Source organism: Sphingomonas sp. Ell38C01 (genome assembly GCF_055231975.1).
The window spans coordinates 3,331,944-3,352,605 of sequence record NZ_JBUYVA010000001.1; the positions used below are offsets into that span (position 1 = coordinate 3,331,944).

Genomic DNA, 20,662 nt, shown 5'->3' on the forward strand with positions numbered 1-20,662 from the left:
GCGCGGTGGCCTTCAGCGGGCCATGGTGAATGCCGCAAGGCGTTCGGCGGTGCCCGTCACGAAGCCGGGCACCGCCATCCGTTCAATCTTCCTGGATGAGACTGTCGCGACGGGTATCGCGCATCCGCAGGTAGACCAGCAGCGATACGCCGATCATCGCCGTCACGTACCAGTAGAAGCCCTGCTCCCAGCCCGCCCCCTTGAAGCTGAGCGCGACATATTCCGCCGTGCCGCCGAAGATGGTGTTGGCCAGCGCATAGGGCAGCGCGACGCCCAGCGCGCGGATGTGGGCGGGGAACATCTCCGCCTTCACCACCGCGTTGATCGAGGTGTAGCCGGTGACGATGATGAGCGCGGCCATCACCAGCAGCCCTGCGGTCAGCGGATCGCGGGTATGTTCCAGCGTGATGAAGATCGGATAGGTGAACAGCACACCGGCGATGCCGAACGCGACCATCAGCGGCTTGCGCCCGATCCGGTCGCTGAGCGCGCCGGCAAAGGGCTGGATCAGCATGAACACGAACAGCGTGATCGCGTTGATCTGTGTCGCGGCTTCCTTGCTGAATCCCGAGGTATTGACCAGGAACTTCTGCATATAGATCGAATAGGCGTAGAAGGCGAGCGTACCGCCGGCGGTGAGGAGCATCACCAGCGCGGTTTCCTTGGGGTGGTTGCGCAGCAGGGTCATGAAGCCCGACTTGGGCGTGTCCTGCCCCTTGGTGTTCTTGTAGCTCTGCGTTTCGGCCAGACCGCGACGGATGCGGAACACCACGATCGCCAGCACTGCGCCGATCGCGAACGGGATGCGCCAGCCCCAGGCATCCAGCGCCGCCTTGTCCATCACCGATTGCAGCAGCAGCAACAGCAGGATCGCGAGCAACTGGCCCGAGATCAGCGTGACGTACTGGAACGAGGAGAAGAAACCGCGCCGGTCCTTGCCCGCCATTTCCGACAGGTAGGTGGCGGACGCGCCATATTCGCCGCCGACCGACAGGCCCTGCATCATCCGCGCCAGCACCAGCAGCGCCGGGGCGGCGATGCCGATCGTCGCGTACCCCGGCGTGCAGGCGATGATGAGCGAACCCAGGCACATCAGCGTGACCGACAGCGTCAGGCCCGACTTGCGGCCGTGCCGATCCGCATAGACCCCCATCACCCACGCCCCGATCGGGCGCATGACGAAACCGACCGCGAACACCGCAGCGGCGCTCAGCAACTGTGCGGTCTGGTCGCCCTTCGGAAAGAAATGCGGCGCGAAATACAGTGTGAAGGCGGAATAGACATACCAGTCGAACCATTCGACCAGATTGCCCGTCGATCCGCCGATAATGGATTTGAGGCGACTGTTGGTCGTCGGGCCGGGCGTCGGACCGGCCTCCGGATGTGATGCTGTCGATGCCATGACATATCCCCTGCGGTTGTCGTTGTGCGTGAAGATCAGAATCTGAAGCTCGCCCAGGCGGCGAGGAAATCCGAATTGGCATATCCTGCGCGGACAAGGGCGGCCTTGGCTACCAGATGTTCATAGAGCCCGGTCAGCGTGAGACGCGGCGCCACGGTCCAGATCGCCTGCAACCGCATCACGTCGGCGACGCGGTGACCGGCACCGTTCTGCGTGCCGGCGAAGGCGGCGCCCGATGCACGGTACACCGCGTCGTCCGTCGCCGGCCGCCACGCGAACCCGTATTCGCCCGTCGCGCGTACCTTGCGGACGGGCTGTACCGTCAGATTGGGCGCGACGACCGCCAGGTTGCTCGGCGTCAGGAAGAGCTGGTAGCTGTAGTAGATGTTGTTGCCGAACAGGCCGCTCGGCGTCCGCAGCGTATCGCGATCATACGCCCCGCCGCCGCTGGCATAGTCCAGATGGACACCGATCCGTGGCGCCGCGGCCGTGCTGCCGAGGCGATACGTCTGGGCGATGAACCCCTGCCACGCGCGGATCGGCCGCCCGTCGAACGTTCCGCGCTGATGGTTGACCGTCCAGTCGAGCGTCACCGGCCCGGCGTCGCCGTACAGGTGCAGGCCGTAGAACATCCGTTTCTCGCGCGCGGTGCGGGTGCCCCATGCCGCTCCGCGGTTGCGCAACCGCCAGACGAACGGATCGAAGTACAGCTTCGACCCGCCCAGGAACCCGGGAGGCACGACATAGCCGAAGGTGACGCCGCTGAACCGGCGGGAGGGGTCGGTCTCGTCGTCGCCGGTCCCGCCATAGCCGTAGCGGACATAGCGATAGTCGAAGAGGTCGGCGCGCACCCGCCGCCCGCGGGCATGGAGCCGCACGCCGTCCAGCACGAAGCGCAGCGTGTTGTCGTCGCGGGACGATGTCAGCAGGTTGGGACCATCGGTGAATTCCTGCCGCCCGCCGCGTACGCCCCCCGCGACGCCCGCGACATCGCCCCCGATCTCCGCGAACGCCTGCTGGACGACCAGATCGTTGCGCAGGTTGGTATTGGGGGTGCCGAGTTCGACCCCGCCCTGCCGTCCCGTCGCGATTTCGCCATAGGCACGGACATGGTCTCCCAGATGCAGGTCCGCGCCGGCGAAGACGCGGGTGCGATCCTGCCGCTGCGCGCGCGTATCGCGCAGATTGGGGTTGGTGGTCTGCTGGATACGAAGCCGAAGCTCGCCGGACAACGTCAGGTAGCTCGATCCATCCGTATCGAGCGGCAGGAACTTGAGGCGGTCGAGCGGATCGTCGCGCTTGGCGGGATCCCGCATGCCCCGCCAGTCCTCCGCCCAGCGAGACAGGTTATAGGCTCCCTGTGCCGTGCCCTCGCCGGTGCCGGCGGCCGGACAGGCGGTGGCGATCGGTGTCGCGGGGGCTTTCTTGTCCCCGGTCGGCATGGCGGTCTGGGCCTGGGCGGAAACGCTCACCAGCGAAAGCAGCGCCGCCATTGGTGCGTACCGATGAACCGGTCCCAGTAATCTCTGAAAATCGCCCACGGTACTCCTCCCCACTCCGACGTTTCGGATTTGTCATGGTGGTGGGGCAACGCCTGCGCACCGGCAATAATGGGCGCCAGAATATGCTAATCTCTTGTTATACGAACATTCTTCGCAACTGGAGGCTCCTTTGCCATCGACTTCCGTGCGAGATTTCGCATGGCTAGGGCGAGCTGTTTGCGATTAACTGCACACATGCGCTTTTCCCGTCGATTTGTCGTGATCTTGTCCGGCGCCCTGGTCGCCGTCATCGGCGCGATCGCATGGATCGCGGTCGGCGCATGGACGGAGCAGCGCGCGCTCGCCGGCATGCGGGCGGACATGATGCGCACCGCCCACCAGCAGGCGCGGTTGCTGGATACCGAGCTTGCCCGCTTCCGGCTGCTGCCGATCGTGCTGCGGGAATATAACGATCTGGTCGGCGCGCTGGACGGCACCGCCCCATCGGCGGCCGATGCGATGAACCGCAAGCTGGCCTTGCTGGCGCAGGAGACGGGCGCGCCTGTGATCTATATCATCGACGCGCGCGGAAACACCCGGCTCGCATCCAATGCCCACACGCCGGAAAGCTTCGTCGGACGAAACTATCGCTTCCGACCGTATTTCGTCGCAGCGATGCGCAGCGGCGTGGCCGAGTATTTCGCGGTCGGCAATGTAAGCGGACGGCCCGGGCTGTTCCTCGCCCGTCGGCTCGGCACGGCCGAGCGGCCGCTGGGCGTCGTCGTCGTCAAGGTCGAATTCGAAGGGCTGACCCGTGCCTGGGCCGGTGACGGTGGTACGAGCTTTGTCGTCGAGAGACGCGGGATCGTGCTGATCGCGACCGATGCGGCGGAGCGGTTCCGCACGTTGAAGGCATTGCCGCCGCCGGTCGCGGCGTCGATCGCGCGCAGTGGCCAGTTTCTGGGCGCGCCGCTCCGGGTCGCCCGCTATCGCCTTGCCGCCGACGGTACGGCGCGCGGCCCCGCGGGCGAGCGACTGGTCGTCGGAACCGCGCCGGTGTCGGTGCCGGGATGGCGCCTGTTGCATGCCGCGTCCTTCGAACCGGTTCGGCGGCAGGCGGCCGCCGTGGCGCGTCTGGCGACGCTGATCGGCACGCTGTTGCTCGCGATCCTTGTCGCGGCGCTGTTCTGGCGCACGACGCGGGCGCGACGCTCCGCTGCGGATCGCATTGCACTGGAGGACGCCGTCGCGTCGCGTACCGCCGCGCTCAACGAGGAGATCGCCGAGCGCATCCATGCCGATCGACGGTTCCGCGAGGCGCGCGAGGAACTGGCGCAGGCCAACCGGCTGGCCTCGCTCGGCTCGATCACCGCAGGGCTCGCGCACGAGGTGAACCAGCCGGTCGCGACGATCCGGACGCTGGCGGAGAACGCGCAGCATCATCTCGCCGGGGCACGCTATGATCGGGTGGCGGGCAGTCTCGCCACGATGATCGACCTGACCGCCCGGATCGGTTCGATCACGCAGGAGATGCGCCGCTTCGCGCGCCGCGGCAAAGGCGCGATCGGGCCGGTCGCACTCGACGACGTGATCGCTGGCGCACGCTTGCTGATGGGCGACCGGTTCCGCGCGGCGGGCGTGGCGCTGGCATGGCCCGCACCGGGCCAGCCGCACGTGCTGGCGGGCCGAGTTCGGCTGGAACAGGTGCTGGTCAATCTGTTGCAGAATGCGCTGGATGCGGTGAAGGGCCGCGCGGCACCGGCGGTCGCCTTCACCGCCGCCGTCGCGGACGACCTGATCCTGTTGACCGTCGCCGATAACGGTCCGGGCGTCCCGCCGCACCTGACCGACGACATCTTCACGCCGTTCATCACCGGCAAGGCCGATGGCCTTGGCCTGGGCCTGGGGATCGCGCGCGACATCATGGCGGAGTTCGACGGGCAGCTGGCGCTGACCGCGTCATCCGGATCGGGCGCGACGTTCGTTGCGACGGTCCGCCATGCCGGCAGGGAGCGTTAGACATGGACATGGACGACGACGCCCTGCGGGTCCGCCTCATCGACGACGACGATGGCTTGCGCATCGCGCTGGCGGATTCGTTCGCGATCGCCGGGATCGATGTCGAGCCGTTCGGCGATCCCGTCGCCGCGCTCGCGGGGCTCGACACGGATTTTCGGGGCGTCGTCGTCACCGACATCCGGATGCCGCGGCTGGACGGCCATGCCGTCTTCGAAGCGGTCGCGGCGCGCGATCCCGAGTTGCCGGTGATCCTGATGACCGGTCACGGCGATATCTCGATGGCCGTCGCGGCGCTCAAGGGCGGAGCGTTCGATTTCATCGCCAAGCCATTTGCCACCGACCACCTGATCGCCAGCGTGCGCCGCGCGCTGGAGATGCGGCGGCTGGTCCTGGAGAACCGCCGGCTTCGCCGGGCCGCGGAGGATGGCGGGGAACATTATCCGCTGATCGGCGAAAGCCCGGTCATGGCGCGTCTGCGCGATACGATCCGGCAGTTGACGCAGGTCGATGTCGATGTCCTGATCGAGGGCGAGACGGGAACCGGCAAGGAACTCGTCGCGCTGCTGCTCCACCGCTGGAGCGCCCGGCGGACGCGCGGCTTCGTCGCGATCGATTGCGCCGCCTTGCCGGAGGCGATCGCGGACGAGACGCTGTTCGGCGACCGGACGCAGCGCGGGCGGATCGCCGAGGCCGATCGCGGCACCCTGTTCCTCGACGAGGTCGACAGCATGCCCCATGCCCTTCAGGGCAAGCTGCTACGCGTGGTGGAAGAGCGGGAATTGCCCGCGATCGCCGGTACGCCGCGCATCGTCGACCTGCGCATCCTGGCCGCGGCGAAGGCAGACCCGGCGGCCGCGGTCGCCGCAGGCCGGCTTCGCGCCGACCTGCTGTACAGGCTGGATGCGGTGCGCCTGCGCATCCCGCCGCTGCGGGAGCGCCGCGCCGATATCCCGCTGCTGTTCGCCTATTTCCTGACGGAGGCGGCCGGCAAGTTCGGCCGTCCGGTGCCTATGATCGACGCGATCATCGAAGCGCGGCTGATGACGGACGACTGGACGGGCAACGTCCGCGAACTGCGCAGCTATGCGATACGCGTGGTGCTGGGCATCGACGAGACGCCGGCCAGCGACGGCGACACGCCGCCGCTGTCGGAACAGCTGGCAAGGTTCGAAGCCGCGAGGCTGAGCGCCACCCTCAGGCAGGTGAACGGGGATGTGGGGCGAGCGGCGGAAGTCCTGCAATTGCCCAAGCGAAGCCTGTACGACCGTCTGCAACGACACGGTATCGATGCGGGGCTGTTCCGCGCCGCATCGTCGTGACAGGCCGTCGGCAGGCGAGGTGCGCGCCTGCGCCCCGTGCCCGGCCGCGTCTATGCTCGCCGACACCCGGCGCCAGTCCGACGATCCGGTCGGCGTCGCGGCCGTGCGCCGACACGGCCAAGCGTTGGGAGGCCGCCAGCGCGTATCCGAAGACTGGTCGATCGCCCCCTTCATCACCACCGGCTCCCCGAAAGTCTGGCGGCAAGCCGCGCCTCCACTCATGGCAAGACGGCCAACATCCCCCCTGAGCATCCATCATCAGAGACGATGAAGCGCATGGGCTTGGGCCGGGCTGGAGATCGTTCGAACTGATCGCCGTCTAATAGTCAGGTCTGTCGCTTGAGGGCCGAATCCGGTCGTTCATAGCGTTCACCTCTGACCGGGAAGGCTTATTATTTGGTGGCACCCGGATTGGCCGCTCCGGGTGCGTGCCCTGTCAGATGACGGGGAGTGAATATGTGTGCACGCAAGCGCGAGGCTGGGGGCGCTGGTGAAACATAAGCCCATCGAGATGCCCAGAATGGTCATCATTTTCTACCTGACATCGCCCCTCTATGCGGGGCCAGGGTTCCAGGATCGACGCGAGATGGATAAACTTCCAGCCGTTGATGACACTCTCTCTATTTCCGGCGATGTATCAGATGAAACGATCGAAGTTGTGATCCGCGCGAATAGCGAAACGAAGCCGGAGCTAGTGGCGGCTGTCAGAGAGAGGGGCACCTTGCTGATCTGCCAGCGCAGATAGGCTTGTATGCTTGGTTTGTAAGGTACAATTCCGTCCGGGCTATGGCCGATCGTCACGCATCGGAGCGCAGCCGGTAACCGACACCCAACTCATTGGCGATCACGCTGCCAACCGGTCCCGGGTGCTCGAGCTTCTGACGCAGATTGCGGATGACGATCCGGAGATATTCGATGCGCGGCTCTTCCTCGCCGCCCCAAGCCGCGGCGAGCACGCGGTCGTGCGTTACGACCCGGCCGACATGCCTGGCCAGAACGGCCAGCACATCATGTTCCTTCCGGGTCAGGTGCAGTTCCTCGTCTCCACGCGATACCATCCTGCGGTCGAGATCGATGCTGATGTCGCCGCGCCGCACGATCTTCTGCGTCGCTACGGACAATCCGTGATGCCGAAGCGCGACGCGCAGACGCGCGAGCAACTCGTCGGTATCGAACGGCTTGCCGACGAAATCGTCCGCGCCGAGATCGAGTGCCGTCACCTTCTCATCGACCGCATCGCGTGCGGACACAACCAGAATGACCGCGTCACCATGGGTTCGCAGCAGCGGAATCAGCGTCAACCCGTCGCGATCCGGCAAGCCGAGGTCAAGGAGCACGGCGCTGGGATGCTCGGTTGCGGCCTGCTGAAGCGCCTGCCTGCCGTCGCCAGCCTCGACGACGGTGTAGCCGGCCCGGGTGAGCGTGTTGCGCAGCAGACGGCGGATGGCGGGCTCATCGTCCACCACAAGAACTTTGGCAGGCATTTTCAGGTCAGACCTTCTGGTACGGGATCCCGGACGATCAGGCTGGTCGGGAAGACCAGCGTGAAGGCGGCACCGGCTCCGTCGTCCCGGTTTGCAGCCTCGACGGTCATGCCCATCGCTTCGGCGAACGCCTTGACGATCGCCAGCCCCAGGCCTGTGCCACCGATGGCCCGGTCGGAGCCCTCGAGCCGCCGGAACGTCTCGAACACTTCCTTCTCGCGGCCGGTCGGCAGGCCCGGCCCATGATCCATGACGGTCAGGCGAAGTTCGCCGAAGCAATTGCGACCCTCGATGACGATCTCGGTGCCCGGATCCCCATATCGACCGGCATTGTCGAGCAGGTTGAGCAGGCAGTGGTGGAGGAGTTGGGGATCGGCCCGGACCAGAGGAAGTCCAGGGGGAACGTCGAGCCGTAGCGCATGGCCTTCCAGTGCGCGACGCGCATCGTGGGCCGCGCCGGTCACGGCGTCTTCGAGGTCGATCGCTTCGATCTTCAGCTTCAGCGCCCCTGCCTCGACCCGGGCCATGTCGAGGAGGTTGGCGACGAACCGGCTGAGGCGGGCGGCCTCGCTTTCGATGGTGCCGATCAGTTCGGGCGTGGCACCGTGATGCAATTGCGCGGCTGCCGCGATGACAGCGGTGAGCGGAGTCCGGAGGTCGTGGCTGACCGACGAGAGGAGCGCCGCGCGCAGGCGGTCCCTGGTTCGCACGGTCTCGACATCGCGCATCTCGACCTCGAGCCGCAATCGCTCCAGCACGAGCGCGGACTGGTCCAGGAGACTGCTCAGCAACGGCAGTTGATCGGCGCGCACGGGGTCGGTTGTGCTATCCTTGGCAACGCCGAGCACCGCCAGCACGCGACCGCCCGCCTTCAACGGCTGGAACAGCCATTCCGACGCCGCGAGTGTGCCGGAGCCTTTCCCGGCCGCCATGCCCGTGTCCAGCGCCCAAGCGGCGGCCGCCGTATCCATCGTCCCCAGATGATAGGAAGCATCGCTCGCAGCAAGGATCTCGAGACCTGTTCCGACACCGGGTACGAGCAGAACCACCTGCACGTCGAGCAACCCGCGGACGTCGTCGCAGATCATTTGCGCCGCCACGTCGGGATCGTTGACGCTGGCAATCTGGCGGAGAAAGCCCGCCAGCGTCGCATTGGTCCGCGCACTGGCCGCGGCGAGATCGGCCTGTGCACGGACGCGCGAGGTCAATTGGCTGGTCGCGATGGCGATCCCGAGCAGGACGACGACCGAGATCACGTTCTCGGGATTGCTGATCGTCAGCGTCCCGACGGGTGGCAGAAAGAAGAAATTATAGGCGAGGCTGGAGGCGATGCCGGCGAAAAGTCCGGTGCGCAGGCCGTAAAGGCTTGCGGCCGTCATCACCGGCAGGAGGTACAGCAGGCCGACATTGCCGAGGTTGAGCACGTGAAACAGCGCACTGGCGATGGCGGTGACGCCCGCGACGAGCGCCGTGGTGATCGCGTAGCCGGCAGGCGTGCCCCAATGGGCCGGCCGGCGCCGCCCACGCTCGCGGTCGCCTTGCTCCGTATGGACGGGCAGAACGTGGACGGTGACGCCCGGCGTATCGCGGATCAGCCGACCGACGACCGAGCCGTGGAGGAACTCGAACCACCGCGAGCGTCGCGATTTGCCCATGACCAACTGGGTCGCGCGCGCATCGACCAGGAAGGTCTGAATACCTTCCACCACGTTGGTCGCAGGCACCGTCGCGACCGCTGCGCCAAGTTGCGTCGCCAGCGTCATGGCCGCGGCGACACGCTGGTGCTGCATGTCGGAGAAATGCGCGGCACGCGGGGTTTCGATAAAGACCGCGGTCCATGGGCCACGCAGTCCGTCCGCGACCCGCTTGGCGGCGCGAACCAGCGCGTCCGCCCCGGGCAGTTCGTTGATCGCAACGACGATCCGGTCGGTGCCCGCCCAGGTGCCGCCAAGCCCGAGCGCCCGCACGTCGTCCAGCATCCGCGCATCGACCGCCTGCGCCGCGCGATGCAGCGCCAGTTCGCGCAGGGCAGACAGATTGGATTTGGAAAAGAAGTGCGACAGCGCTCGGGTCGCCTCATGGGGCAGGTAGACTTTCCCGGCCCGCAAGCGCTCGATCAGTTCGTCCGGCGGGATGTCGACGACTTCGATCTCGGCCATCTCCAGCACGCTGTCCGGCACCGTTTCGCGGACACGGACGCGCGTGAAGCTGGCGACCACGTCGTTCAGGCTCTCGACGTGCTGGATGTTGACGGTCGAATAAACGTCGATCCCGGCGGACAGCAGTTCCTCGACATCCTGATAGCGTTTGGGATGCCGGCTGCCTGGCGCGTTGGTATGCGCGAGTTCATCGACGAGGACGAGGCGAGGTGCGCGCTCGAGGATCGCGTCCAGATCCATCTCCTGGAGCGTCCGGCCTTCATAGGCGATCGCCCGCCTCGGCATGATCTCGTGACTACGGGTGAGTGCCTCGGTTTCCGCGCGCCCGTGGGTTTCCACCACGCCGACGACGATGTCGACGCCGTCCCGTTTGCGCGCCGCGCCCTCGGACAGCATCTCGAAAGTCTTGCCGACTCCGGGCGCAGCGCCGAGGAAAAGCTTGAAGCGCCCCCTGCCCTCCTGCGCGGCGACGCGCAGGAGGGCGTCAGGGTCAGGTCTCCCATCGCCCGAGACAGGCATCAGCGCGGGGGTATCCCGGAGGTGCCGGTGCCTGACAGCGCGTCGAGCGCACGGTTGAGCGCCAGTACGTTGACATGCGCCTCACCCAGGATGGACGCCTCGGTCGTGTCAGCGACCAGCTGACGTACACGGTCGATTGGCACGCCGCGAACCTGAGCCACGCGCGACGCTTGCGCCAATGCGGCAGCGGGCGACAGATCGGGATCAAGCCCAGAGCCACTCGCGGTGACGAGGTCGGCGGGCATGGGACCGGGTACGCCTTCGGCGCGACGCCTCGCTACGTCGGGCTTCACGCGGTCGACCAGGGCTTGGCTCGCCGGACCTAGGTTCGAACCGGACGACGCAAGGCCATCATAGCCTTTTCCGGCAGCGGACGGACGCGTCTGGAAGTAGCGGTCTGCGGTGAACGCCTGTCCAACCACACTCGAACCGATGACCGTGCCACGAGCGTCCCGCACCAGGCTGCCATTCGCCTGGCTCGGGAAAATCGCCTGGCCGATCCCGGTGACGGCAAGCGGGTAGACGAGTCCTAGAAGGGTCGCGAACAGGATCGTCATGACAATCGCAGGCCGCAGCGCGGAGGAGAAATCCTTGCCCATGTCTGTCTTTCCTTACGCGAGACCGAGGCCGCCGACCACGACGTCGATGATCTTGATACCGATGAATGGTGCGACCAGGCCGCCAAGGCCGTAGACCGCGAGGTTGCGGGCGAGCAGTGGCCCGGCCGCCATCGGCTTGTAGGCGACGCCGCGCAGGGCCAGCGGCACCAGGCAGGGGATGATGACGGCGTTGAAGATGATGGCCGACAGGATCGCGCTTTCAGGGCTGCCCAGCCGCATTACGTTCAGCACGCCAAGCCCCGGATAGAGCACGACGAACATAGCCGGGATGATCGCGAAGTATTTCGCCACGTCGTTGGCGACCGAGAACGTGGTCAGCGCACCACGCGTCATCAGCAACTGCTTGCCGAGGCCGACGACCTCGATCAGCTTGGTCGGGTCGCTGTCGAGATCGACCATATTGCCCGCCTCGCGCGCGGCCTGCGTGCCGGTGTTCATCGCCACGCCGACATCGGCCTGTGCGAGCGCGGGCGCGTCGTTGGTGCCGTCGCCGCACATCGCGACCAGTCGACCGCCCGTCTGTTCCTTGCGGATCAGCTCCAGCTTGTCCTCCGGCGTCGCCTGGGCGAGGAAGTCGTCCACTCCGGCCTCTGCCGCGATCGCTGCGGCAGTGAGCGGGTTGTCGCCGGTGATCATCACCGTCCGAATGCCCATGGCACGCAGCTCGCCGAACCGCTCGCGAATGCCGGCCTTGACCACATCCTTGAGGAAGATTGCGCCAAGCAGACGCCCGTCCTGCGCAACGGCGAGCGGCGTACCACCGGCGCGGGCGATTTCGTCGGTGATCCGGCGCAACTCGGTAGCGGCGGCGGTTTCGCCGGAACCGGCGTTGGCGCGCAGGATCGAGTCCACCGCACCCTTCTGGATCAACGATCCGCCGACCTTCACGCCCGAGATACGCGTCTGCGCCGTGAACGGGATGATCTCGGCACCGGCCGGGAGTTCCGCGGTCGCGACGTGAAACCTCTCGCGCGCGAGAAGCACGATCGAGCGGCCTTCCGGCGTTTCATCGGCCAGGCTTGCCACCAGCGCGGCTTCGGCCAATTCCTGAGGGGTGGTCCCGGACACCGCCCGGAACGCGCTCGCCTGACGGTCACCGATCGTGATCGTGCCGGTCTTGTCGAGCAACAGGACGTCGATGTCGCCGGCCGCTTCGACCGCGCGACCCGACTTGGCGAGCACGTTGAAGCGTACCAGCCGGTCCATGCCGGCGATGCCGATCGCCGACAGCAGCGCCGCGATCGTCGTCGGGATCAGCGTGATGAGCAGCGCCGCCAGGATCGCCACCGGGATCGACCCGCCGGCATAGGCGGCGAAGCCCGGGATGGTGGCGACCGCGATCAGGAAGATGATCGTCAGGCCGACGAGCAGCAGGGTCAGCGCGATCTCGTTCGGCGTCTTCTGCCGCTCGGCGCCCTCCACCAGCGCGATCATCCGGTCGAGGAAGCCCTTGCCGGGCTCGACGGTGACTTTGACGCGGATCTCGTCGGAGATGACGCGCGTGCCGGCCGTCACCGCCGAACGATCGCCGCCCGCCTCGCGGATCACCGGCGCGCTCTCGCCGGTGATCGCCGCCTCGTTGACCGAGGCGACACCCGACACGACATCACCGTCCGACGGGATCAGGTCGTTGGTCTCGACCAGCACGATGTCGCCCACCTTGAGCTGGCTTGCGGGGACAGTATCGAACTGGCGCCCGTCGCCTTTCAACCGCTTGGCGGTCAGTTCCGCCTTGGTCGCGCGCAGGCTGGCCGCCTGCGCCTTGCCGCGCCCCTCGGCGAGCGCTTCGGCGAACGTGCCGAACAATACGGTCAGCCACAACCAGATGACGAGCTGGAGCTTGAAGCCGACGGACAAATGGTCCTGACCGATCACGAGCAGGACGGTCATCAGCGCCGCGACCGCCGCCGTGACGAACATGACCGGGTTGCGAACGAGGTCCTTGGGGTTGAGCTTCAGGACCGACGCCTTGATCGCGGGCCCGACGAGGTCGGCCGTGAACAGGCTCTTTTGCTGGGTATTTGCCATGATGGCCCCCGATCAGGACAATGTGCCGCGGATCATCGCGAGATGATCGGCGATGGGACCGAGCGCGAGGCTCGGCAGGAAGGTGAGACCGCCAAGGATCAGCACGATACCGACCAGCAATCCGACCCACAGTCCGCCCGTCGTCGGGAAGGACCCGGCGCTCTCCGGCGTATACTTCTTCGCAGCCAGGCCGCCAGCGATCGCCAGCATCGGCACGATGATGAAGAAGCGGCCGATCCACATCGCGACGCCGAGCAACCCGTTATAATAGGGCGTGTTGGCGGTAAGGCCGGCAAAGGCGGAGCCGTTGTTCCCGACCGCGCTGGTGAAGGCGTAGAGGATTTCCGAGAAGCCGTGCGGCCCCTTGTTCAGCGGCCCCGCCAATCCCTGCGCCAGCACGGATGACAGCGCGGTGAGTCCCAAAATCATTAGCGGCAGGACGGCGATCGCAAGCACCGCGAGCTTGACCTCCCGCGCCTCGATCTTCTTGCCGACATATTCCGGCGTGCGACCGACCATCAGCCCGGCGACGAACACCGCAAGGATGGCGAACAGCAGGAAGCCGTAGATACCGGCACCGACCCCGCCGATGACGACTTCGCCGAGTTGGATGTTGAACAGCGGGATCATGCCGCCGAGCGCGGTGAAGCTGTCGTGCATGCTGTTGACGGCCCCGCACGACGCGGCGGTGGTGACGACCGAGAACAGCGCGGATGCGGCGATGCCGAAGCGCACCTCCTTGCCCTCCATGTTGCTGCCCGCGACGCCTAGATTGTGCAACACCGGGTTGCCCGCCGCCTCCTGCCAATAGGTGACGGCGACACCAGCGAGGAACAGGATCACCATCGCCGACAGGATCGCCCAGCCCTGCCTGGTGTTGCCCACCGCCTTGCCGAACGTCCACGTCAGCCCGAAGCCGATCACGAAGATCGACAGCATCTGGATAAGGTTGGTCAGTGCAGTCGGGTTCTCGAACGGATGCGCGGAGTTCGCGTTGAAGAAGCCGCCACCGTTGGTGCCGAGCATCTTGATCGCCTCCTGGCTCGCCACCGGGCCGAGCAGCAGAGACTGTTTCGCGCCCTCCAGCGTCTGGACGTCGACGACGCCGGCCATCGTCTGCGGTACGCCGCCGGCGATCAGGAAGAGCGCGTAGACGATCGAGATCGGCAGCAGGACGTAGAGCGTGACGCGCGTCACATCGGCCCAGAAATTGCCGATCGTCCCCATCCCGCGAACATGCGACTCCCGCCGCGCGAAGCCGCGGAACAGCGCGAAGGCAAGTGCGATGCCGGTGGCTGCCGACAGGAAATTATGGATCGTCAGCCCCAGCATCTGGCTGAGGTTCGACATGGTGCTCTCGCCAGCATAGCTTTGCCAGTTGGTGTTGGTGGTAAAGCTGATCGCGGTATTGAACGCCAGGTTCGGCGACAGCCCGGCCAGCCCCTGGGGATTGCCCGGGAGCACGCCCTGCAGACGCAGCACCGCATAGGTGAATACCATGAGCGTCGCGTTGAACAGCAGCATGTGCAGCGCATAACGCCGCCAACCCTGTTCGGCCGTCGGATCGATCCCGGCGAGTCTATAGAAGCCGCGCTCGACCGGACCGAGCACGGTGTGAGGCGGCGTGCGCCGCCCCTCGTACAGCGTGAAAAGCCAGGTGCCGACCGGCTTGGTCAGCGCGAGCAATAGGGCGACGAAGCCCAGAATCAGGAACCAGCCCTGGAGTGTCATCGGTCCGCCTCCTTCAAAAGCGTTCGGGGCGGATGAGGACCGCCACCAGGTAGACGAGGAGGCCAATCGCGGTGAGCGCCGCCAGCCACAGATCGAGGGTCATCGCATCACCTCAAGCGTTGTCGCACAGGCGGGCATAGGCGAGCGTGAGCGCCACCAGTCCGACCATGAGTGCGATCCAGAGCAGGTCCTGCATCGGACGTCCTTTCCAACGGTCAGAAGGCAGCGGTCAGCGAGACCACGACGGTGCTGCCGGCGATGTTGCCGGTGCCGTCCTGACCTGTGCTGAAGCTGGGGCGGAGGTAAGTTGCCTCCCCGTTCGAGATATCGGTGTCGATGTAGCTGACGTTGAACGTCAGGGTCCTGTAGGTGGCATCGGCACCGAGCGACCAATCCCAATAGGCGCCGGTCGGCGCGACTGCGGTCGCATTCGGCCCCAGGCCATTCTGGCCCCAGCTATGGCCGACATGGGCCTTGGCAGTGACGGGCGTGCCGGCAAGCGCGACCGCGCCATCGCCCCAGAGATACAGATTGTCGTCCTTGGCGCCGGGATTGTCATAGACGCCGCTCGCAGCATCCCTACCGGTCTCGTACCATTTGCCGATCGCCTGCTGCCTGGGGGCATAAGCGGCACCCGCGGTCAGCATCGTTGGCCCCGTCGTGCCGGTCAGCTTCACATACGGCTCGGCGAAGTCGGTCTTGTCGGCGCCGCCCGGATACATGTACCAGGTCAGGCCGACATCGAGCGTCGCATTGTCGGCGAACTTCGCCTTGTAGCCGCCGATGAGGTCGAGCTCCATATTGGCACCGCCGAACGCCCCCCATCCGGCAAGGTTCGATGCCCAACTGCCGACATAGAGGCCGCTCCCGTGCGCGATGGTGATGCCGCCCTGCACCGCCATCTCCTGATCGGACTGCGACACGCCACGAAACCGGTAGTCGGAGGCGATCGAAGCGGAACCGCTGACGCTCAGCGTCGAGCGCGGCGCCGTATCGCCCGCAGCTTCGGCCTTGTCGTTCGGTGTCGACTGCGCCTGCGCCGCGATCGGGAAAGCCAGGATCGCGACGACCACGGTCGCATGACGGAACTTCATTGTTACACCCCTTGAGCGGCGCTCGTCACACGACGATGCCTTCAGGGATGTGCGATTAGGCGCATCCAGCGTAGCAATTCGAGATCGATTCCGGGAAAAGCCATATAGCGCGCATATAGTCGGCGCTTTTTTCGCTGCTGCGCGGGTATTTGACGATCGCGCATTCCGGAATATCCGGAATGCTATGGTGCCACTGTGGCAATTACCGGAATCGCTCCGTCAAATATATGATCGACATGCTACGTAATAGCCGCGCCATCATGGCCAACTGCGAACAAACAGGGAACTATCATCATATATGTATAAGTAAGCGAACTTGTTGTTTTACCCGTGGCCAAGGCGTTCATTGGAATTCATGTCCCCGCGCAGGCCTATCTGGCGCTCGACGGCATGTGGCAGCATTGGCGAACGGCAGCCTAAGCTCACGAGGGAATCCGAAACAGCCGTGCGTGGCCTCACAGTTTGCGAGGCGCTCCCTGCAGAACGGGCACGCGACGCCTGGCCAGCCGAGACGGCTTCGCCATCGATTATTGGAAAGGCCCCTCATCGAACGGTGTCGGCCTTCGGCCTGCGCAGCGACAAGGACCGCCACGAGGCAGATCAAACCCACTGCCACGAACCCAAGCCGATGCGCTGTCGACGCCCCGCCGGCCTCGCGCTATCAATAGCGCGAGCGCGCATTGTGCATCGCGCAGAACAGCGCGAACGCACGTGAAGACAGAGCCACGACCTCGAACGGGTCCGTCAGCCACACCACCAGGACCGCCAGCGCTCCGGCCAGCGTGAAGGCAAGGAGGACGCTGCTCGTCGCCGCGACACTTCATTCACCAGTCCGCCCGACCCGATCAAGGGTGCGACCGCGGCGCTGATCCAGTATGGCGTGTTCGATGTCACGCACGGCAGTTTGGGCGGTCGTGATTGCGTCGCGGATTTCGTCGGGGATCGTGCCTTTCAGCGCGGTCGCGAGATCATAAACCGCTTGCGTCGCCTCGGCGGTGGCGGTGTCTCCAAGCCCGCTGACCGCAGGGTAGACGCCAAGGGCGAGCAGCTTCTCCTTGCCGGCAAAGCGGTATTTGAAACGCCACAGCTTCGAGCCGCTTGCACGGACGAGGAGGTAGAGCCCCTCGCCGTCGGCAAGCTTGTAGTCTTTCGCGCGCTTCGTGGCGTAGCGGGCTTCGAGTGCCTTCAGGGCCATGGGGGTACTCCGGCAGTGATGCCGGGCAGCCCCCCTGAAAATACCCCAGAATGCAAACCGACGTTCTGGCTTTTCAAGGGTCTGGACGGGACAAACGGAAGCGCCCTGAACCGGGCGCAAGCCACGGAAAAAAGCCAAAAAAACCGCCCCGGGTTTCCCTGAGACGGTCTGGTTGTTTGTGCGTTGGTTGCGGGGACAGGATTTGAACCTGTGACCTTCAGGTTATGAGGCAGGACGCATTATATGCTAGTGCGTTGATTTTAAAATATAAAAATTTATTTTGAAAATAGTGTGTGCTAAAATTTGTGCTAATTTAGACTCTGAATTTCTATTTTCGATATCACGTCCTTTGACCATCACGCGCCGTGCCAATCAGTGCTTACCTATCCTAACCATGCTGGCGGTGAGCGCACACACATGCCGTATATAGGATTTTGGTCTTATCCGAATTACCCCCTTCCCGCCTAGCTGCGGGCTGACGCAAATAGGATATTATGCAAAGGTTGCCACACAGCCTCACATACGCCTTATGACCGTTTTAATGGACATTAAAGAGTTTTGTGGTTAGTATAACAGCCATAGAGGCTATTATGCGTAACACCCCCCCCATGCCACTCCCTGTCAAAAGGGCACTGAGCAAACTAGGCGCCGATATCAGGAGCGCCCGCCTCCGCCGTCGTGTCACGACGGTGCTCATGGCGGAGCGCGCCTTCATATCACGCAGTACACTTCAGAAGGTGGAGCAAGGCGACCCATCGGTGTCGCTTGGGGTTTATGCGACGATCCTTTTTATCCTCGGACTTAGCGAACGGCTGAGCGACTTAGCCGACATCGCCACGGATAGCGTCGGCCTACAACTGGAAGAGGAGCGCCTACCACAACGGGTCAGGAGCAAGCGTAAGTCAGCAGGCTCGACATGAGCGACCGAAAAATCTTCGCCTATGTCGACCTTGACCAAACTTCGCATCTTGTCGGGCAATTGTGGGCGCGCCGTGCGCGCAACCGCGAAAGCGCAACTTTTGAATATGATCCGCAGTGGCTGGAAAACCCCGCGCAGTTCGCACTGGAGCCCGCGCTGGCGCTAGGCCGTGGGCCACAGCACACCCAGAACGGGCGGGCGTTGTTTGGGGCCTTCGGCGACTCCGCGCCTGACCGCTGGGGCCGGACGCTGATCCAGCGCGAGGAACGCCGCAAGGCGGCAGCGGAAGGCCGGGCCGCGCGCAGCCTCAGCGAGGCTGACTACTTGCTTGGTGTGGGCGATGTCGCGCGGCAGGGCGCACTTAGGTTCAAGGAACAGGTGGATGGCCCCTTTCTGGCGGACGGGCGCGCAATCCCACCGCTGATCCGGCTCGGGGAGTTGTTGAACGCGGCCATGCGCGTCGCGGCGGACAATGAGGACGAGAACGATCTGCGCCTAATCCTAGCCCCCGGCTCATCGCTGGGCGGTGCACGGGCGAAAGCATCTGTGCTCGATCTCGACGGACAGCTGTCGATCGCCAAGTTCCCGCAGGCAGACGACACTTTCCCGGTCATGCAGTGGGAGGCTGTCGCCCTTGACCTCGCTGGCCGTGCCGGCATCGACGTGCCGACTTGGCGATTGGAACAGGTCGGGGAACGAACCAGTCTGCTGCTGCGCCGCTTTGACCGTGAGCGTGAAACCCGGATTCCGTTCCTCTCGGCCATGAGCATGCTCGGCGCCGCTGACAATGAGGCCCACAGCTATCTCGAAATGGTGGATGCACTCCGCCAATATGGGTCACGCCCAGAGCAGGACTGCGCGCAGCTGTGGCGGCGGATCGTCTTCAACGTCTTGATCTCCAACACGGATGACCATCTGCGCAACCACGGGTTCCTATATGACGGTGCTGGCGGATGGCGGCTGTCGCCAGCCTACGACATGAATCCAACGCCAACCGATATCCGTGACCGCATCCTGAGCCTCGCAATCGACGAAGCCGACGACACGGCCTCCCTTGATGTAGCCTTGAACGTCGCGCGTCAGTTCGGCCTCAAAACGCCAGGTGCGAGGGCTATCGTTCGGGAGGTTGGCGCGGCCGTCGCGCAATGGCGTGAGCGGGCATCAGCTCTGGGCCTCAGTGGTCGCGACATCACCCGCATGGCCTCCGCCTTCGACCATGAAGATCTGGTGGCTAGCCAAGCGCTGTAACGCCGCGCCACTCGGCGCGTGAGGCGCAACTACCTTATTGGATTCTGGTGATCGCGCCGCAACGGTGACAGAGCCAGCTTTGCTCCCACGCCGCTTGCAGGCCGGGGTGGACATCGCGATTATAGCGGATGCCCGGCTGGGCGATAGCAACGCTGCCAGCGACAACGACCAGCGCGATAACGATGCCGCCCAAGGCTAGCATCACGATACCACCCGCTATGCCGATGCCGATCCACCCTGCACCAAACTTGCGCGGCGGCGGCACGGCCCGCTTGGCCAGTTTGACGTGCTCCCCAAAGCTCTACCAGTCATAACTGGAGTCCGGGGTTGGTATGGTGCCCCTCGGGGCGGTGTTGCGCAACCTGCCTGGCAGCATCGGCGGGCGTCAGCCCGCCAACGCCGCTATGCGGCCGCACGTGGTTGTAGTCGTCGCGCCAGAGCCGCAGCACCGAGCGGGCGTGGCCGAGCGACACGAACAGCGTCTCGTTGAGGCACTCGTCGCGCAGGCGGCCGTTGAAGCTCTCGACGTAGCCGTTCTGCTGCGGCTTGCCGGGCGCGATGTAGTGCCACTCGATGGGTCGCTCTTGCGTCCATCTCAGGATCGCCAGGCTGGTCAGCTCGGTGCCGTTGTCGCTCACGATCATCAGCGGCGGTGCGCCTCTGGCCGCGATGATGGCGTCGAGCTCGCGAGCGACGCGGGCGCCTGACAGTGAGGTGTCGACCACCAGCGCGAGGCATTCCCGCGTGAAGTCATCGACGACCGCAAGGATGCGGATGCGCCGGCCGCTGATCAGCGTGTCGCTGACGAAGTCGAGGCTCCATCTCTGGTTCGGACCTTGCGGCAGCGTCATCGGCGCCCTTGTCCCCATGGCTCGCTTCCGGCCACGACGGCGCCTGACCCGCAGGTTCTCCTCGCGGTAAAGCCGCAGCAGCTTCTTGTGGTTCATGACCAGGCCCTCACGAGCCAGCATGATGCCAAGCCGCCGGTAGCCGAAGCGACGACGTTCCGACGCGATCTCTCGCAGCCGCGACCGTAGGTCGCCATCATCACTACGCCGGGGCGCGTAGCGCACCGACGTCCTGTCCGCGCCGAAGATGGTACAGGCCCGACGCTCGCTGATGCCGAACAACCGTCGAGCATGCTCGACAGCCTTCCGCTGAGCGGCGGGCCTCACCAGTTTTTTGCCGCGACCTCCTTCAGAACGGCATTGTCGAGCATGGCATCGGCCAGCAGCCGTTTGAGCCGGCCGTTCTCCTCCTCCAGCACCTTCAGCTTGCGCGCCTGCGACACGTCCATGCCGCCATACTTGGCCTTCCACGCGTACAAGGTGGCGCTGCTGATCCCGTGCTTGCGACACACGTCGGCGGTCTTCATCCCGCCCTCCTGCTCGCGCAGCACCGCAATGATCTGCTCCTCGCTGAACCTGGTCTTCTTCACGTCCGT

General features: G+C 65.2%; 17 protein-coding genes. 5 read left to right on the plus strand and 12 right to left on the minus strand.

The window, feature by feature from the left end; genetic code table 11:
• Positions 1 to 82: 82 nt before the first annotated feature.
• On the minus strand, positions 83 to 1,402 hold the full coding sequence (locus ACV7NO_RS15800; RefSeq protein ID WP_463406913.1) for an MFS transporter: 1,320 nt from the start codon (positions 1,400 to 1,402) through the stop codon (positions 83 to 85).
• A 35-nt stretch (positions 1,403 to 1,437) separates the two neighbouring features.
• A complete protein-coding gene (locus ACV7NO_RS15805) occupies positions 1,438 to 2,895 on the minus strand; it encodes an alginate export family protein (protein ID WP_463406914.1) in 1,458 nt (485 codons plus the stop codon).
• Positions 2,896 to 3,162: 267 nt separating this feature from the next.
• Here ACV7NO_RS15805 and ACV7NO_RS15810 point away from each other — a divergent pair, with 267 nt between their 5' ends.
• The 3 genes from ACV7NO_RS15810 (at position 3,163) to ACV7NO_RS15820 (ending at position 6,966) form a co-directional block, all read left to right on the plus strand.
• The gene (locus tag ACV7NO_RS15810; RefSeq protein WP_463406915.1) at positions 3,163 to 4,902 is read left to right on the plus strand and encodes a sensor histidine kinase; all 1,740 of its coding nucleotides are present in this window, start codon (positions 3,163 to 3,165) and stop codon (positions 4,900 to 4,902) included.
• Between the two features lie 2 nt (positions 4,903 to 4,904).
• Positions 4,905 to 6,221, plus strand: a complete 1,317-nt coding sequence (locus ACV7NO_RS15815) for a sigma-54-dependent transcriptional regulator (RefSeq protein WP_463406916.1) — start codon at positions 4,905 to 4,907, stop codon at positions 6,219 to 6,221.
• A gap of 490 nt (positions 6,222 to 6,711) precedes the next feature.
• Positions 6,712 to 6,966 (plus strand): hypothetical protein, encoded by a 255-nt coding sequence (locus tag ACV7NO_RS15820; protein WP_463406917.1) that lies wholly within the window; start codon positions 6,712 to 6,714, stop codon positions 6,964 to 6,966.
• A 52-nt stretch (positions 6,967 to 7,018) separates the two neighbouring features.
• On the opposite strand, the gene ACV7NO_RS15825 is transcribed toward ACV7NO_RS15820, so the two are convergent.
• The 8 genes from ACV7NO_RS15825 to ACV7NO_RS15860 form a co-directional block, all read right to left on the minus strand.
• Positions 7,019 to 7,705 carry a response regulator transcription factor gene (locus tag ACV7NO_RS15825; protein WP_463406918.1) on the minus strand — a complete coding sequence of 229 codons (687 nt, stop codon included), beginning with the start codon at positions 7,703 to 7,705 and terminating at the stop codon, positions 7,019 to 7,021.
• 2 nt (positions 7,706 to 7,707) lie between these two features.
• Complete coding sequence (locus tag ACV7NO_RS15830) at positions 7,708 to 10,383, minus strand: DUF4118 domain-containing protein (protein WP_463406919.1); 2,676 nt, start codon at positions 10,381 to 10,383, stop codon at positions 7,708 to 7,710.
• The gene (gene kdpC, locus ACV7NO_RS15835; RefSeq protein ID WP_463406920.1) at positions 10,383 to 10,982 is read right to left on the minus strand and encodes a potassium-transporting ATPase subunit KdpC; all 600 of its coding nucleotides are present in this window, start codon (positions 10,980 to 10,982) and stop codon (positions 10,383 to 10,385) included. Before kdpC ends, ACV7NO_RS15830 begins: the two co-directional genes overlap by 1 nt.
• 12 nt (positions 10,983 to 10,994) lie before the next feature.
• Entirely contained in the window at positions 10,995 to 13,031 is a 2,037-nt protein-coding gene (gene kdpB / locus ACV7NO_RS15840) for a potassium-transporting ATPase subunit KdpB (protein ID WP_463406921.1), read from the minus strand.
• 12 nt (positions 13,032 to 13,043) lie between these two features.
• On the minus strand, positions 13,044 to 14,762 hold the full coding sequence (kdpA, locus tag ACV7NO_RS15845; RefSeq protein WP_463406922.1) for a potassium-transporting ATPase subunit KdpA: 1,719 nt from the start codon (positions 14,760 to 14,762) through the stop codon (positions 13,044 to 13,046).
• Positions 14,763 to 14,775: 13 nt separating this feature from the next.
• Positions 14,776 to 14,865 carry a K(+)-transporting ATPase subunit F gene (gene kdpF / locus ACV7NO_RS15850; protein WP_019517694.1) on the minus strand — a complete coding sequence of 30 codons (90 nt, stop codon included), beginning with the start codon at positions 14,863 to 14,865 and terminating at the stop codon, positions 14,776 to 14,778.
• 112 nt (positions 14,866 to 14,977) lie between these two features.
• Positions 14,978 to 15,856 carry a TorF family putative porin gene (locus ACV7NO_RS15855; RefSeq protein ID WP_463406923.1) on the minus strand — a complete coding sequence of 293 codons (879 nt, stop codon included), beginning with the start codon at positions 15,854 to 15,856 and terminating at the stop codon, positions 14,978 to 14,980.
• 820 nt (positions 15,857 to 16,676) lie between these two features.
• A complete protein-coding gene (locus tag ACV7NO_RS15860; RefSeq protein ID WP_463406924.1) occupies positions 16,677 to 17,051 on the minus strand; it encodes an Arm DNA-binding domain-containing protein in 375 nt (124 codons plus the stop codon).
• A gap of 608 nt (positions 17,052 to 17,659) precedes the next feature.
• Between ACV7NO_RS15860 and ACV7NO_RS15865 the strand changes: the two genes are divergently transcribed.
• Positions 17,660 to 17,971 (plus strand): helix-turn-helix domain-containing protein, encoded by a 312-nt coding sequence (locus tag ACV7NO_RS15865; protein ID WP_463407376.1) that lies wholly within the window; start codon positions 17,660 to 17,662, stop codon positions 17,969 to 17,971.
• A complete protein-coding gene (locus ACV7NO_RS15870) occupies positions 17,968 to 19,218 on the plus strand; it encodes a type II toxin-antitoxin system HipA family toxin (RefSeq protein WP_463406925.1) in 1,251 nt (416 codons plus the stop codon). Before ACV7NO_RS15865 ends, ACV7NO_RS15870 begins: the two co-directional genes overlap by 4 nt.
• A 34-nt stretch (positions 19,219 to 19,252) precedes the next feature.
• Here the strand turns inward: ACV7NO_RS15870 and ACV7NO_RS15875 are convergent, their stop codons facing one another.
• On the minus strand, positions 19,253 to 19,483 hold the full coding sequence (locus ACV7NO_RS15875; protein WP_463406926.1) for a hypothetical protein: 231 nt from the start codon (positions 19,481 to 19,483) through the stop codon (positions 19,253 to 19,255).
• 43 nt (positions 19,484 to 19,526) lie between these two features.
• Positions 19,527 to 20,656 (minus strand): IS3 family transposase gene (locus ACV7NO_RS15880; protein ID WP_463405004.1). Its coding sequence is split into 2 segments (ribosomal slippage): positions 19,527 to 20,404 and positions 20,404 to 20,656, totalling 1,131 coding nucleotides; the frame shifts between segments, so codons are not numbered across the junction.
• Positions 20,657 to 20,662 lie beyond the last annotated feature (6 nt).